Source organism: Nonomuraea sp. NPDC049695, assembly GCF_040674955.1.
In the GTDB taxonomy this organism is placed as follows: Bacteria; Actinomycetota; Actinomycetes; order Streptosporangiales; family Streptosporangiaceae; genus Nonomuraea; species Nonomuraea helvata.
The window spans coordinates 1-14,880 of record NZ_JBFANV010000001.1; the positions used below are offsets into that span (position 1 = coordinate 1).

Genomic DNA, 14,880 nt, shown 5'->3' on the forward strand with positions numbered 1-14,880 from the left:
TCACCCCCGCTGCCTACCCCCCCCTTCCCCGGTGGGCCCTGTGGGGTTCCGCCACCGCGGTGCCGTACCACCACTGACTTGTGCCACTGCTGCAACGCCGGTCGCTGGTCGGCCGATCGCACCGATCGGCCACTTGATCTCGTGCTGATTCACCACTCGCTGCAGTTCGCGGCATCACGCTGGAAACAGGTGCGAAACCGGATCACCGCTGGAAACCCTCCTGTGAGGTACAGACCTCGAGTGTGCCGGACGCCGATCTGCCCGCCGACGAAGAGATCAACTACCGCCCTGAACTACCAGGAGAACAAGGGCAACGCCCAGTCCACGGCGTCGATAAGCTCCGTCAGTCTCAGATTGTCCATGGGAAGGTCCGGGTGAGCAGGGAGGCCGGCACGACGAGCATGCAATATCGGACGGACACCCTGCAGCGCGAAGTCAGGGATCAGGTTCCGAAGAAGCGCGTACCCGTAGGCGGTCAGGGCGCGGGCTGGATGACGACAGCGGTGGCGTCGTCGCAGTAGCTGTCAACGTTCGCCTCGGTCTAGGTGACCAGGGCGGCGGCAAGGGCGTGGACGTCGTCGGCGTATTCGCTGACCGGGGTGCCGTTGCGGCGCAACTGACGCAGCCCGAAGTTGCTCGCGTGCCAGGGGTCGACCTAGCGAGGTCCGCGTCTACAGCGGGTGCAGCGTGACGGGGCCGCCCGGGGTGTGGACGGTCAGGGTGTCGTCCGAGACCGACACGCGGGGGTCGGCGGCGCCGGGCACGATCACGGTGAGCACGCCTGCCGCGGGAGGCGACAGCACGGTCACCACCTCGGCGGTACGCAGGTAGCCCGTCGAGATCAGCCCCGGGCGCACCGCCATCCCCCGCCCGGGGAACTGCAGGAGTGTCACCCGCCAGTCCCCCGCTCCCAGCACCACCGCGCCGTCGCGGCGCGCGACCACCTCGAGCGAGGGGTCGAAGTGCCAGAGGCTGCGCAGGGTCCCGCGGGCGACGGAGTCGTGCACGGCCATCAGGTCGGGCCCGTGGTCGACGCGGACGTGCCGGGTCCTTTCCGGCCCGTAGGCGTCGTCGGCCAGCTCGAAGCTCTGGCGCGACGGCCCGACGGACGAGCCGACGAGCCGCGTGGGGGTGCCGGGGCGGAAGGTGCCCTCCGGGATCGGCACGTTGTGCGCCTCGGGCGAGCGGGTCCACTCCGTGTACCCGGTCCGCTCGTAGGAGTGGAACCCGGCCTCGACCAGGATCCGCCGGCCCTGGGCGCTGTAGGTGACGCCCAGGTGGTCCTCGTGCCCGTGCAGCCGCCGGCCGGGGCCGAACCTGATCGAGTAGAAGGCCGAGCCCGGGTCGTCCCAGGCGGTCCTGCCGAAGACGTACCCGCCGTCGAACACCCGCACCACCGGCCCCTCGTGCGGGAAACCGTCCGCGCGGGCGTCGGCGGGGCTGTCGCCGATGGGGGCGAGGCAGCCGTCGGGCTGAGTGGCGTGCGCCACGTACGCCTCCAGCGCCTTCCGCCGGGCGATCAAGGCCTGAGGCGGCTCCGCGCCGCTCTCGCCGATCGCCCGCAGCGCCACACCGAGCCGGCGGTGCACGTACAGGCCGTAGCGGGGGGCCTGCTCCTGGAGCACGCCCTGTTCGTCGATGGCCAGCTCGGCCGAGGCGGTCATCCTGCGGACGGCGAGGTCGCGCCAGCGCGCCCGGCCGAGCCGGCAGCCGACCACCAGCAGCGCGATGTCCTGGTCCAGGCCGTGGTTGTGGCCCGCGCGGTAGAGGGCGGGGTCGGCCAGGATCTCGCCGTGCTCGGCCAGGCTCTCCCACAGCAGCGGGGTCCGCACGTGCTCGCTCAGGCACACGAGCGCAGGGGCGCGTAACGCGACCGCGTGCTCGGCCCACGCCCACGGGCTGACGTGGGGGCGGCCGCGCGGGTTCCCGCGGATCCACTGCTCGGCCAGGTCGGAGGCGCGGTCGAGGTACGCGCGGCCGCCCGAGCGCTCGTACTCGGCGACCAGGCGGCCCATCCAGCGCAGCGCGTGCAGGTTCAGCGCCCAGGAGCGGTTGCCGTGCGGGTTCGCGGTCCAGTCGACGTCCGTGCCGAGCTCGACCGGCGGCCGGCCGGCGAACGTGACCTGCCCTCGCATCACCTCCTCCACCTTGATCGCGGGAAACTGGTCGCTCAGGCAGATGGCCCTGCCTGAGGTCGTGCGGGCACGCCAGAACACGTCGTGGCTCCTGTTTTCTGGCAGCGCGAAACCCACGCGCCGCCACCGTCGTCGTCGGAAGGTTCTAGCGGGGGCCTCGGTCGGTCCAGCCCGCCTCGATCACACGCTCGGTGCGCGGGGACGGCCTGCTGTCGGTGCAGGAGAGCACCTGCGAGGTCTCCGGGTCGATGACGAGCGTGCGCCGGACGCCGCTGGGCAGCTCGTACGAGAACGCCTCGCCGCGACCGCTCGCCCCCAGGTAGCGCACCTCGGGCAGGTCGGCCAGGGCGCGGTAGGCGGCGGCGCGGACCGCGGGCGGGGACGGCTTGGTCCACAGCAGGCCGCTGAGCGCGTCGGCGAGCAGGCCCTGGGCGTCCGGCGGCAGCATCGCGGCCACCCGCTCCTTGAGCGCCGCCGGGTCCGCGGGAAGGCTCTGGATCTGCTCGAACGTCAGGTCGCGCCCCGCCATGCTGAACGGCGACCCGCTGGTGACCGGCGAGACACGGCCCCCGTCCGACGTCCACGCCCGGCCGTCCCTGGCCGCCCAGAGCTCGGACACCTCGGAGCCGTCCCGCACCTTCTTGATGTGCCAGTACGTCCCCCGGGCGGCGGGACCTGAGGCCGCGCTGGTGGCCGCCGCCAGCAGCACGGAACGCCCGGAGACGTGCGGTTCGTGGATGGGGGGCTTGAGCAGCACGAACGCCAGCGCGACGGCCGCCGCGACGACCGGGACCATCAGCCACGACAGCCGCCTGCGCCGGCGCCTGGCCGTCACGCGCCCCCACACTCTGGCCTGGGCGTGCGGGTCCGCCTGCGGCGTGCCGTACAGCTCCCTGATGCGCTCCAGGTCATCCACGGACCAGCACCTCCCCGAGCTGGGCGCGCAGCTTCTTCCTCGCCCGGCTCAGGCGGGACCCGACGGTGCCGTACGGGATGCCGAGCGCGGTGGCGATCTCGTCGTGGCTCAGCCCGGCGAGGGCGACGAGCAGCAGGACGTCGCGGTCGCGGCGGTCCAGCTCGGCCAGGGCGGCGGCCAGCTCCGGGCGCAGGCTCTGGGCACTGACGCGGACCGCGACCGAGTCCTCGTGCCCGGGGGACTCGGGCTCGGGGCCGCAGCGTCCGAGCGCGCGCAGGGTGCGGGCCTCCAGGCGGCGGTGCTTGCCGATGAGGTTCGTGGCGATCCCGTACAGCCAGGCCCGCACGCCGGCGCGGGAGGGGTCGTAGTGCGCGCGTTTGCGGAACGCCGTCAGGAACGTCTCGGCGACGACGTCCTCGGCGTTGTCCGGGCCGAGCCGCTGGGCGACGTAGGCGTGGATCTCGCCGAAGTGGGCGTCGAACGCCTCGGCGAACCCCTCCCCGTCCAGGGCGCCGGGCGCGCGGGCCGCCCAGGGCACCTGGGTCGCGATCGTCTCCCCCGTCATGTGCAACCTTCCGACATATCAGTGGTCATGTGTTATCACCCGATACGCCGGATCACTTTCACGCCGCGGTCATTGCAGGAAGCGGCGCACGTCGGCGATCTCGTCGGCGAGCTCGGCGTCGAGAAGACCGCCGGGAAGCTCGTCGAACGGCTCCACGCTCACCTGCGCGCCCTTCCGCCCCCACACGCCCCTGATCACGCCGCCCACCAGCAAGACGGGCCGCAGTACGCCCCCGCCGGGGAACACCTTCCGCGCGTGCTCGGCCGCCAGGATCGGGTCGCGGCTGCGCCAGCCCATCAGGTACTCGTCGAAGGCGGGCGCCAGGCGTACCACCGGCTCCTCCTCGGCGGGCGGCGGGCCGGCGGCGCTCAGGCTCCAGGCGGCGCGGGCCTCGCCCAGCGGCAGGCCCGACCAGGCGGCCAGGTCCTCGGGCTGCGCGGGCTGGTGGGCGCGGCGGTAGCGGGTGGCCAGCTCCTTGAGCGCCCGGTCGCGGTCGGGCTCGGGGGCGATCGGGGCGCCCAGCCAGTCGGCGGCGTGCACGTACGTGGGCTTGCCCCGGCGCAGCGGGCCCAGGACGGCCAGGCCGTGGTACGCGGCCAGCGCCACCAGGTGCACGACGCCCTGGCCGCGGGCCCGGCCTGCCAGGCGCTCCTCCAGCTCGGCCTTGGTGAGCGGGCCCTGACCCTCGAGGGCGCGGCCGATGAGCGCGGGCAGGTCGTCGCCGGTGACGCCCTCCTCGCGGAGACGGCGCAGGGTGTTCGTGGCGCGCCGGGTGAGGGCGTGCAGCCAGGGGAGGTCGTCGGCGTGCACGAAGTGGAGCGTGCCGCGCGGGCCCCAGGTCCTGACGATCTCGCGTCCGTGCCAGGCGGCCTCGACGTCCTGCCTGGTGAGGACGGCGGAGCGGGCGCGGAAGGCGAGCAGCGCGGCGGGGACGTCCTGGGCCTGTATCGCCCCCAGCCGCCTGACGACCTCGCCCGCGGCCAGGCCCGGCGGGCGGTGCAGGAGCTGGGCCTCGACGCTTCTCATGCGCGCATCATCGCAGGAGGAGGCGGTTGAGCAGGCGGGTGGTGAGGGGCGTCCTGGCGCGCACGGCCCCGCGGATGGCGTCGCTGCGCTGCCAGGCCTCGGTGGCGGCGTCCTCGGTGACGGCGTCGGGAGCGTACCTGACGAAGTTGGAAATTTCCGCCAACGCCAGGATGTGTGGCGATATTTCGGCTGATTGCCGGGCGACGACCTCTGCGGCGGTCAGGGCGTCCTCGCCCTTCAGGCCCAGGTCGTCGCACGTCTGCCGCCACGCGCCGAGCACCCGCTGCTCGGGCCCCTGGGCCCGGCGGCGCCTGCGCCTGCGCCACCACGGCAGGGCCACCACCACGCACGCGTACGCCGCCAGCAGCGCCCCGCCCGCCACCGACGCGACCACCCACATCGCCGGGCCGCTCCCGGGCTCCTCACCGTTGCCCGTGGCCTGCGGCTGCGACGTCTTGGGCCGGTCGCTCCCGCCCCGCGTGAACTCGCCTTCCAGCTCCTCGCTCTCCTCGATGGCCGACGACACGACGTCGTGGTCGTCCTTGGCGCCGCTCCGGCCCGGCGTGGGGTAGAACGGCCGCCAGCCCAGCTTGTCGAACTTGATCTCCGCCCACGCCAGCACATGGCCCGACTTGACGTGGTACATCCCGCCGGACGCCTCCCCCGGCCGGAACCCCACCACCACCCGCGAGGGCAGCCCGAGTGTCCTGGCCATGAGCGCGAACGCGGTCGCGAACTGCTCCGACGTGCCCCGATGCGTCGTCTGCAGGAAGAACTCCAGCCCCTTCAGCGAGTGCCCGGGGGGCGCGGTGACGTCGTAACTGGCGTTGGTGCGCAGGTACTTCTGCAGCCGGTACGCCTGCGTGATCGGCGTGGTCGCGCCCTTGGTGGCCTCCTGGGCGAGCTTGCGGAACAGCCGCTGCTGCGGTCCTGCGGGGAACGCGGTCAGGCCCGGGTCATGCACAGGGGCGGCCGCGAGCAGCTCGTCCTTGGTCGGCTTGGGGACACGCGAGGTCACCTCGTAGCCCGTCCCCTTGGCGGGTCTCTCGGCCGCCAGCAGCGCCCCGCTCTCGGGGTCAACCACCAGTCCGCGTACGCCGCTGACCTGCTCGGGCCGCTCGGCCGCCGGCAGCCAGGTGCCCGGGAGGCCGACGAACGTCACCTTCTGGCGTACGACGTCCACCTTGCCCGTCCAGTCGCCTTCGGGCACCCGGCCGCCGGTGGGCTGGAAGCGGGCGCCGGTGGTCCACCGGACGCCGTCGTACCGGTCGAGCACGGCCAGCCGCCAGTTGAGCGGCTTGTCGGCCTTGACGGTGAACAGCTCCCTGTCGGGGATCTGCAGCCACGCCGAGACCCGGTCCAGCGGGCTGACGCTGTCGACGCGTACGGGCGGGGGGAGGTCGGCGTCGTCGCGGGGGTTGTACGGGCGGGCGGCGATCGGCAGCAGCGGGCCCACGACCAGCGCCAGCGCGGCCAGCGCGGCGGCGGCCGGCATCCCGGCGAGCAGCCAGACCGGGGGGCGGTCCTCGCGCAGGATCGCCAGGGCGGCGATGAGCACGAACAGCGCGCCTGCCACCGGCAGGTTCGACCCCTCGCCGTCCACGCCCAGGAGCAGCGCCGCGCCGAAGACGAGGAGGGCGGGGACGGCGGCCGCGATCCTGGTGCGGGTCCTCGCCATGGTCTCGGCGCCGATGGTGGCGGCCGCCCAGACCAGGGTGTGGACGAGGACGAGGAGGTGCGGCTCGGGCTGGGCGGGGAGGAGGGTGGTGAGCAGGGCGGGCCACGAGTTCGCCGCGTCGGCGAAGACGGTCGGCTGGAGGCCCTTGTAAAGGGGGACGGTGCCGGCGAGCCAGAGGACCAGGTCGAGGGTCAGGGCCAGCCACAGGGGGCGCCTGCGGACGAGCGCGGCCACCACGGCGGGGGCGGTGGCCGCCGGGACCACGGCGACCAGGAGCTCGGTGCCGGGGAAGACGCGATGGAACCCCCAACCTGCCGTGCCCGCGATGGCCGCCACCAACGCCAACCCGGCCGGTCGCCGCCACAACGCCGTCTCGTCCCGGCCCTCTTGGCCGAGGATCCCCTGCACAGCGCCCACTGCCGCGTGCGCGCCCTGCACGGCACCGCCCGCCGCATGAGCACCCGGCACAGCACTCCCTGCCGCATGCGCGCCCTTACCGGTGCCGCCATGCGGGCCCTCATGCACTCGCTCGCGTGACGGTTCGCCGCCATGGCGCGGGGTCGAAGCACCTCCCGACGCCGTCCCGCCGGATGCTCCCGTGTCCGTCGCGCGCCGGCGGCGTCCTCTCGGCGGCGCCGCCGGAGTCTCCGCCCAAGGGGGCGATGGCGGCCCGCCGTGCGTGCCCGGCGGGTCCGGGGCGTGGTGGGTCATCGGGACCCCCACGCGAGCGGGAGCGCGTCCAGGGAGCCAACCGGGAGAACCCGGACCCCCGGGACCGCGACCGGGCCGCCGGGACCGACGTACACGCAGATCACCCGGTCGAAGCGCCGGCGCGCACCGGCCGCGCGGCCGGCCTCCTCGGGGTCCGCCGTGACCAGCACCAGGGAGCCGCCCCCACGTGCCAGCCGCAACGGCTCCGTGACGCCTTCCGTGCCCGCCCGTACCAGGGCCAGGCGGTCCAGCACGCTCTCCGGGTCCTTGGCGTCCGGGACGGGGCCGTCGCCGGTGAGGAGCCGTACCGGGAAACCGGCCCTGGCGGCGGCCAGCGCGACCGAGGCGGCGGCGTCCACGGCCAGTTCGGTGAGGTCCCGGGTGTCCAGGACCACGGTGGTGGTGGGCAGGCTGGCGTCGATGAGCTGGCGGACCATGAGCGTTCCCGTGCGGGCGCTGGAGCGCCAGTGGACGTGGCGCAGGTCGTCGCCGACGACGTACTCGCGCAGGGTGTGGAAGGTGACCGTGCCGCTCGGCGCGCTGTCGCTGGTGGGGCCCTCCAGGTGGTGGGCCTTGCCGGACGGGGGGACGGGGAGCGCGACCGTGCGGGGCCGTACCAGGAGGGTGACGGGCGACCCGTACGACCTGACGCGGCGCGTGAGCCCGAACGGGTCGGCCCGGACCAGCAGCAGCGGCCCCACCGGGATCTCGCCGCGGACGTCCGTCGGCAGCGGGTACGACACCGTGCGCGCCCCGCCCTTCGGCAGCCTGGGCAGGTCCACGGTGTGCTCCGACGCGCCGATCCGGTCCTGGGCCCGCAGGCCGGACAGGCCCCGGCGGCCGAGGTTGACGACGTTCAGTACGGCCACGGCGGCGTCCCCGCGCGGCACCTTCAGCGGCATGACCTCTCGGCGCACCTCCAGCCTGGGCCTGGGGGCGGTCCAGGCGAGCGCGGCGGCCAGCGCGAGCAGGCCGCCGGTGGCGAGCACGACGGGCTCGGGGTAGCCGAGCGCGAACCCGGCCGCGTACAGCGCGACGGAGCCGGCGAGCGTTCCCCAGCCCAGCGGGGTCAGCACCCCGGTGAGCCGGGCCGATGGCGAGAGCCGCACTACGCCGCCTGTGGCACCGGCATCCCGGCGAGGATCTCGCCGAGCGCGGCCGCGGCGGTGACCTCGCGCAGCTCGGCCTCGGGGGTGAGGATCAGGCGGTGCGCGAGCACGGGCTCGGCCAGCGCCTTCACGTCTTCCGGCACCACGTAGTGCCGCCCGGCGGCGGCCGCCTTGACCCTGGCCGCGCGGAGCAGCGCCAGGCTCCCGCGTGGGCTGGCGCCGAGCCGCAGGTGCGGGCTCGTACGGGTGGCCGCGCACAGCGCGACGATGTAGTCGTACACCGGGTCGGCCACGTGGATCCGCGAGGCGAAGTCGATCATCCCGGACACGTCCGACGCCCGCGCCACCACCGGCAGCCGCTCCACCTGGGGCCCCGTCGGCATGCCCTTGAGCACCTCCACCTCGGAGACGTGGTCCGGGTAGCCGACGGAGATCTTCATCAGGAACCGGTCGAGCTGGGCCTCGGGCAGCGGGTACGTGCCGTCCATGTCGACCGGGTTCTGCGTGGCCACCACCATGAACGGCCTGGGCACCGGGTGCGGCTCCGCGTCCACCGTGACCCTGCGCTCCTCCATGACCTCGAGCAGCGCCGCCTGGGTCTTCGGGGAGGCGCGGTTGATCTCGTCGGCGAGGACGATGTTCGCGAAGACGGGACCGTGGTGGAACTCGAACTTCTGGTGCGCCTGGTTGAAGATCGACACGCCGGTGATGTCGCTGGGCAGCAGGTCGGGGGTGAACTGGATGCGCCGCCACTCGGCGTCCACGCTGGCCGCGAGTGAGCGGGCGAGCGTGGTCTTGCCGGTGCCGGGGACGTCCTCGACGAGCAGGTGGCCCTCGGTGAACAGGCAGATCAGGGCCAGCTCGATCGCCTCGTGCTTGCCGCGGATGATGCGCTCGATGTTGGTGGCGAGCAACTGGAAGCGCTGGGCGAACTGCCCGGCCAGCTGCGCGCTCTGCTGCGGCTGCTGCTGGTAGGGCTGCTCGAGCTGCTGCGGCTGCTGCTGATACGGCTGCTCGAACTGCTGCTGGTACGGCTGTGCGGTCTGCTCGAACTGGTCCTGGTAGTTGTACTGGCTCAACTGAGTCCCCTTCTCAGTCGGTGCACTCGAAGAGCGGCGCCTCGGGGAATCCCCCGTCCGGAGTCGCCACCAGAGTGTCGTTCAGGTAGCCGTTGCCGTACTGGCTCTCGATCCGGTTCCAGATGTCGCTGGACTTGCCGGTGGACGTGTCGGTGTAGCTCGCGCCCTTGACCTGGCAGATCACCGTCAGGGTGATGTACACCTTCTGCGGGATTCTCCCGGCTTCTCCGGCTGCGGATGGACCCGGACGGATGAGCGTGTTGTTGTCCTCGTTGCTGGCGTTCTTGTACTGCTGCCGCGGATACGCCAGATCCACCTCGGCGGTGGCGACGTCCGGGCTCTCCCCCGCCGCGTTCTTGGCCTTGAGCTTGAACGCGTGCTTCTGGTTGTTCTTCAGCCCCTCCACGGTGAACGACGTGCCCTTGATGCCGCTGTTGGTCGCGGCGCCGGTCAGCTCGTAGGTGACGCCGTCGTCGGCGTTGGCGGGGGCGCTCCAGCTCAGCTCGGCGCCCCGGTTCCTGGGTTTGGCCGCGAAGCCGGACGGCGAGCCGGGCGCCACGCAGGGCTTGGCCCCGGCGCTCGCCTCCGACTCGACCTCGCCGCCCGACCAGTGCGCGACCACCACGAACGTGTACTCGTTCGCGCAGTCCCCGCCCGTGAACTCGAACTGGAAGGGCCCGTTCGCGTCCACCGACTGCGGCACGGACCTGCCGCCGCCCGACGAGGTCTTCAGCGTGTAGCGCTGGACCTTCCCGCCGGCGGACGGGCTGAAGCTCACCGTCACCTTGCCGGGCCCGGACCTGGCGGTCACGGCGCCGGGCGCGGACGGCGCACTGGCCGACGGCGTCGAGGTCGGCGTCCTGGTGGGTTCACGGGTCGGGGTGGGGGTGGGCGTCTCCTCGCGGGCCGGCTCGCTCTCGCGCGTCCGCGTGGGGCGCGGCTCCGTGTGCGTCGGAACGGGATCGGGCCGGGTGTCGGTCTTCGAGGGGTCCGGGCGCGGCGTCTGCTTGGGCTTGGGCGTGCTGGTCGGCCCCGGTACGTCGGAGTCGTCCTTGTCGACGTCGTGCTTGCGGCCCTCCGGGTCGATGACGACGGCCTTGTCGCCGTTCTCGTCGTTGGCCCAGAGCAGGCCGTCCTTGACGAACACGTCCACCGGCCCCGGCTCCTGGGCCACCTGGAGGGTGCTCGGCCGGCCGCCGGCCGCGCTGTCCCAGATGATCACCGAGCCGCGGCCTTGGTCCGGCACGTACACCTTGGAGCCGAGCACCTGCGGCACGCCGAGCTTCGTGGGATCGTCCGACTCGAACTTGGTGCTGAGCACCGAGTTCGACGCGGTGTCGATCACCACGAGCAGGCCCGAGTCGCCGGCCGTCAGGATCGGGACCAGGGAGCCCTCCGTCGCGGCGGGGGTGAGCACGCCGCCCTTGGCGGCCTGGGCCACGCCCTTGGGCAGCGTGATCTCGCCGACGCCGCCGTCCGAGCCGATGATCGTGGCGGTGGCGGCGCGGCTGTTGACCACGACCGGCAGGCCGCCGGCGATCGTGATCGCCAGCTCCTCGCCCGGCTCGCCGACCTTGAGCGGGCTCGCCGCCACCCCCTTGGTCACCGGTACGACCTCGCCCTTCGCGGTCACCGGAACCCACAGCCGCCCGCCGCCGTCGATGCGGGCCGCGCCGAGCGGGCCCGGCAGCGTGATCGGGGCTCCGACCGAGTTGAGCGTGACCGGGTCGATCTGCTGGATCTTGCCGGATGCCGGGTCCACCGCGTACCCGGCCGTCCCCGAGACCGCCAGCTGCAGCCCGGCCGCGCCGAAGTCGCGGGTCTGGGAGACGGTGAGTTGGCTGGGCTCGATGCGGCTGACGTAGCCGGTGCCGTCGTCGACGAGCAGCACGTTCCCGCCGTCCTGCACGACACGCAACCGCCTGCCCGCCTTGTCGTCGAGGTAGCCGTCGACCTCGCCGGACAGGCCGTTGACGTGCACGACCTTGCCCTTGGCCGAGGTCCAGAGCCACGCGCCCACGTCGGCCAGCTTCGGGTTGGCGCTGGACACGCCCACGCCGAACCACACCGCCGCGGCCACCAGGAGCGTGGCCACCACACCGGCGATCACCGCGGTGGGTCGGTCACCCCGGAGCATGCGCACCCGTAACTCACCCCGTATGTACGATTACACAGCGTTTGCCCCCGTATTACCGGGCATCACACTAGCGTTCAGCGGTACCTTGTGCGTACGTACTCACTGGTAGTTACGGCCGGGGTTGCTGTCGCGTGCCGAGACTGTCGGTGCGAAGCCGTACCTTAGTGCCCGTGTCCGAACAGCCCCTGACCCTCGACGCCGTCCTCACCGACGAGGCGGTCCTGTCGACCTATCGCCGCATGTTCGCCGCGCTGGCGCGCGACAGCGGCGCCGTGGTCGACGACCCGGCCCTGGTCGACATCGCCGAGACGCTGTTCTCGGCGTTCGCGGAGGCGGGCGAGGAGTGGCTGACGCACGAGCAGATGCGTTTCGCGTGCCGGGCCTATCCGACCGACCAGTTCGACAACCGGCTGCGGGTGCTCAAGGGGCTGGGGGCGATCCGCGAGGTGTTCCCCAAGCCCAACCAGTTGCGTTACCGGGCCTCGTTCACCAGTGTCGTCGGGCTGATGTTCATCAGGCGGATGATGGCCGACGGCGGCCAGTCGGAGATGCACCGGCTGCTGGCGCTCGAAGACCTCAACGTCGCCGATCCGCGTACGACGATGGAGGAGGCCAGGCAGAGCGCGGTCAACCTGGCGCGGGCGTTCCGGCTCTGGGCGCTGGAGCTGATCACGCTCACCACGGGCACGATCGAGGAGCTGCGCGAGCAGGCGCCCAAGCTGTGGGGCACCGAGGAGATCGCGCGGCGCGCCCAAGGCCTCCACGGCACCATCCTCACCCGATGGCCGGAGCTCGACCGCGTCTGCACCGACCTGCGTGCGGCCATCTACTCCTACAGCGACGCCTCGCGCCGCGCCGCCGGCCGCCTGGCCGACTCGGCGGGCACCACGCGCAACCTGACCTTGCTGCCCACGGAGACGTGGCGCACGTTCGCGCAGACCTCGTCACGCGAGCGGCTGGCGGCGGTGCTCGACGGGTTCGTGTTCGACGCGCCCGCGCCGTGGCACGACCCGGCCGCCATCGCGCGCGCCGTGGACGAGGCCCCGCGCCCCGCGCCCGCCCAGCCCACTCCCCCGCGCTCCCATCTCCCCGACGACGGGCCCGGCTCCTCGCTCGACTCCTCGCCCAACGCGGCCATGGAGCGGCTGCGCGAGGTGGCGGAGTCGCTGCTCGGCGACGCCTCGCAGGTGGCGCTGGCCGACGTCCTGGGCCCCGACTGGCCCTCGGCCCGGCGCGTGCTGGCCGACCTGACGACCGTGGACCTGCGGCCCGAGCTGCCTTACCGGCTGACGTGGTCCGACGGGCTCACGATCGACCCGGACCGCGAGCCGGCCTGGCTCTCGCACGGCTACCTGGAGCGCACCTGATGGCCATCGCGGAACGTCCCGAGCCCTCGAACGGCGACCACCTGTCGGCGTCTGCTGCGTCGGCCACGCCGGCGACCTCGGCCGCACGAGCCGCCTCCGCCACTCCGGCCACGGCCGCTGCGGCGGGTCCGGCGGCTCCGGCCGCTCCGGCGGCGTCGTCTGCGTCGGACGCGGCTGTGGGAGGCGCCGGAGCGGCCGGCCCGCCGCGAGCCCGCGGTGAGGGCGACGTGCCCGCACCCCATCACGTGGCGGAAGGCGGCGCGGCCTCAGCGGCGATGGACGACGACTCGGCCGCGTCAGCCGCGACCGTTCGGGGAGGCACACCCCCGCCAGTCCAGGACGCGACCGTTCAGGGCGGCACACCTCCGCGAGTTCAGGAGCAGCCCGGCCACGCGGGTGCGCCGGTGCGCCGCCCCGGTGAGCAGGGCGGCAGTGGGGCGCGGAAGCGCGCGGCGGGCGACGCACCTGCGGGGACCCGCTCCAAGGGCGTCACACCGGGCCGGCCGAGGGGCATGGACGCGGCCCTGGCTCACGTGCGGGCGCGATCGGGCGGGCCGTTGTGGCTGGACGCCGGGGTGCCCGCGCCGCCCGGGATGGTGCGGTTGACGCGTTCCGACTCCACGGGGCAGGCGCTGCCGGTGTGGCCCGATGGGGTGACGCCGTCGTTGCTGGAGGAGTACCAGGTGGCGCCGGTCGCCGTGGAGCGGTCCGGGGAGACCCGGCGGGTGCTGGCGGCCGTGCTCAAGTGCTGCTGGACCGACCTGTCCGTGGACCCGTGGCCCGGTGAGCCCGCGCCCGTGGAGCTGGTGCTCGACACGTACCGCGCACTGATCGGCCGCACCGACGACCTCATGCGCAACTGGGCGATCGGCGCGCTGCGGCGGTTGCACGACTCGGCGTGGATCGTGATGGACGACGGCGTGGTCACGCTCGGCCCGCGCTGCGCCCTGTGGCCGGTCGAGTCGCACGCGCAGCTGCAGGAGCTGGTACGCCGCCTGCCCGACCCCGAACGCCCCGAGCTCACCGTGGTGGGCGACGCCGACATCGTGGCCGCCGCCGAGACGGCTCCCGAGGGCGGCGGCGGACGGGTGGAGGCCGCTTCGGCGGAGTTCGACGATGCGCTGGGGGCTTACGACGAGCGGCGGCGGGCGGAGCTGGTGGCGGCGTTCATGGCGGTGGAGTACGCCGCCGAGCCGGTGCAGGAGGCCCGCTTCGCCGCCCTGCGTGACCCGGCGCTCCGCCATACGCTGGGCGAGCTGCTGGGCAGGCGCGGCCGTACGCTGATCCAGCAGCGCGACCGCTGGACCTCCGGCTACGACGACGCCCACGCCGCCGCGCTCGCGGCGCTCGAGACCGAGTCCACGCACGAGCCTCGTCCGGGCCACGGCCCAGCCCCATCGAGCACGGACGAGAGCGGCACCGCAGACGCGACGCCCGCAGCCGTCGAGGCAGCGGAGGCGGCCGATGGAGCGAGCGCGATCAACGCCGCTGGTGGGGGCGATGTGGCCGATGCGGCAAGGGCGAGCGATGCGCCTGAGGCGGCCAGAACGGGCACGGCCACGGCGAGCGACGCGCCGGGCGCGGCCACGGCAGCCGACGCGCGCGGCACGGCCACGGCGGGCGACGTGCCCGGAGCCGCAAAGGCGGGCGATGTGCCCGGAGCGGCCACGGCGGGTGGTCGTGGAGCGGGTGCGGTCGCCGGTGTCTCCGGATCGGACCGTGCCCCGGTCTCCGCGCAGGCGGTCCGGTCGTCGGGTCCAGGTGGCGGCGGCTCGGCGGCCGTGCGGCTGGGGGTGAGCGAGCGGGCGGTGCTGACGCTCGTACTGGTGCATTCGGTGGCGATCCCGAGGGCCGAAGGGTTGCTGCCCGAGGACTCCTGGCTGTCGCCCCACCCCACACCGGTGGACGAGCTGCGCCGCCACACCCAGCTGCCCATCGGCGAACTGGAGGCGGCGCTGCGGACATTGCGGCACTCAGGGCTGTTGGGCCAGGTCAAGGCGGGTGAGGAGGCGGGCGGTTACGTGCCGGGGCCGCAGTTCCACCGGCTCACGCCGGCCGCACGGCGGCGCCTGCAGGAGGAGCTGATCCTGGCGGCCGGGCCGAACACGCCGCTGGCGGCGGCCGTACGAGCTCGAAGATCGGCGAAGTGATCGCAGC

The 14,880-nt window shown here is 73.6% G+C and carries 10 protein-coding genes; 2 read left to right on the plus strand and 8 right to left on the minus strand.

What is annotated here, in order from left to right:
- Positions 1-671: 671 nt before the first annotated feature.
- From AB0J64_RS00005 to AB0J64_RS00040, 8 genes are all read right to left on the minus strand, one after another.
- Positions 672-2,216: a heparinase II/III family protein gene (locus AB0J64_RS00005; protein WP_364018290.1), complete on the minus strand. Its 1,545-nt coding sequence runs from the start codon at positions 2,214-2,216 to the stop codon at positions 672-674.
- 64 nt (positions 2,217-2,280) lie between these two features.
- Positions 2,281-3,051, minus strand: coding sequence for a hypothetical protein (locus tag AB0J64_RS00010; RefSeq protein WP_364018292.1), 771 nt, complete (start codon positions 3,049-3,051; stop codon positions 2,281-2,283).
- Positions 3,044-3,616: an RNA polymerase sigma factor gene (locus AB0J64_RS00015; RefSeq protein ID WP_364018294.1), complete on the minus strand. Its 573-nt coding sequence runs from the start codon at positions 3,614-3,616 to the stop codon at positions 3,044-3,046. The genes AB0J64_RS00010 and AB0J64_RS00015 overlap by 8 nt, the downstream gene beginning before the upstream one ends.
- 69 nt (positions 3,617-3,685) lie before the next feature.
- Entirely contained in the window at positions 3,686-4,642 is a 957-nt protein-coding gene (locus tag AB0J64_RS00020; RefSeq protein ID WP_364018296.1) for a winged helix DNA-binding domain-containing protein, read from the minus strand.
- Positions 4,643-4,649: 7 nt separating this feature from the next.
- The gene (locus AB0J64_RS00025) at positions 4,650-6,788 is read right to left on the minus strand and encodes a DUF3488 and transglutaminase-like domain-containing protein (protein WP_364018298.1); all 2,139 of its coding nucleotides are present in this window, start codon (positions 6,786-6,788) and stop codon (positions 4,650-4,652) included.
- A gap of 239 nt (positions 6,789-7,027) precedes the next feature.
- Positions 7,028-8,140 (minus strand): DUF58 domain-containing protein, encoded by a 1,113-nt coding sequence (locus tag AB0J64_RS00030; RefSeq protein ID WP_364018300.1) that lies wholly within the window; start codon positions 8,138-8,140, stop codon positions 7,028-7,030.
- Complete coding sequence (locus tag AB0J64_RS00035; RefSeq protein ID WP_364018302.1) at positions 8,140-9,219, minus strand: MoxR family ATPase; 1,080 nt, start codon at positions 9,217-9,219, stop codon at positions 8,140-8,142. The genes AB0J64_RS00030 and AB0J64_RS00035 overlap by 1 nt, the downstream gene beginning before the upstream one ends.
- Before the next feature lie 13 nt (positions 9,220-9,232).
- On the minus strand, positions 9,233-11,362 hold the full coding sequence (locus AB0J64_RS00040) for a hypothetical protein (protein ID WP_364018304.1): 2,130 nt from the start codon (positions 11,360-11,362) through the stop codon (positions 9,233-9,235).
- Between the two features lie 164 nt (positions 11,363-11,526).
- On the opposite strand from AB0J64_RS00040, the gene AB0J64_RS00045 reads away from it, so the two are divergent.
- On the plus strand, positions 11,527-12,723 hold the full coding sequence (locus tag AB0J64_RS00045) for a hypothetical protein (protein WP_364018306.1): 1,197 nt from the start codon (positions 11,527-11,529) through the stop codon (positions 12,721-12,723).
- Positions 12,723-14,873 carry a hypothetical protein gene (locus AB0J64_RS00050; protein WP_364018308.1) on the plus strand — a complete coding sequence of 717 codons (2,151 nt, stop codon included), beginning with the start codon at positions 12,723-12,725 and terminating at the stop codon, positions 14,871-14,873. The genes AB0J64_RS00045 and AB0J64_RS00050 overlap by 1 nt, the downstream gene beginning before the upstream one ends.
- The last annotated feature ends 7 nt before the right edge of the window (positions 14,874-14,880 follow it).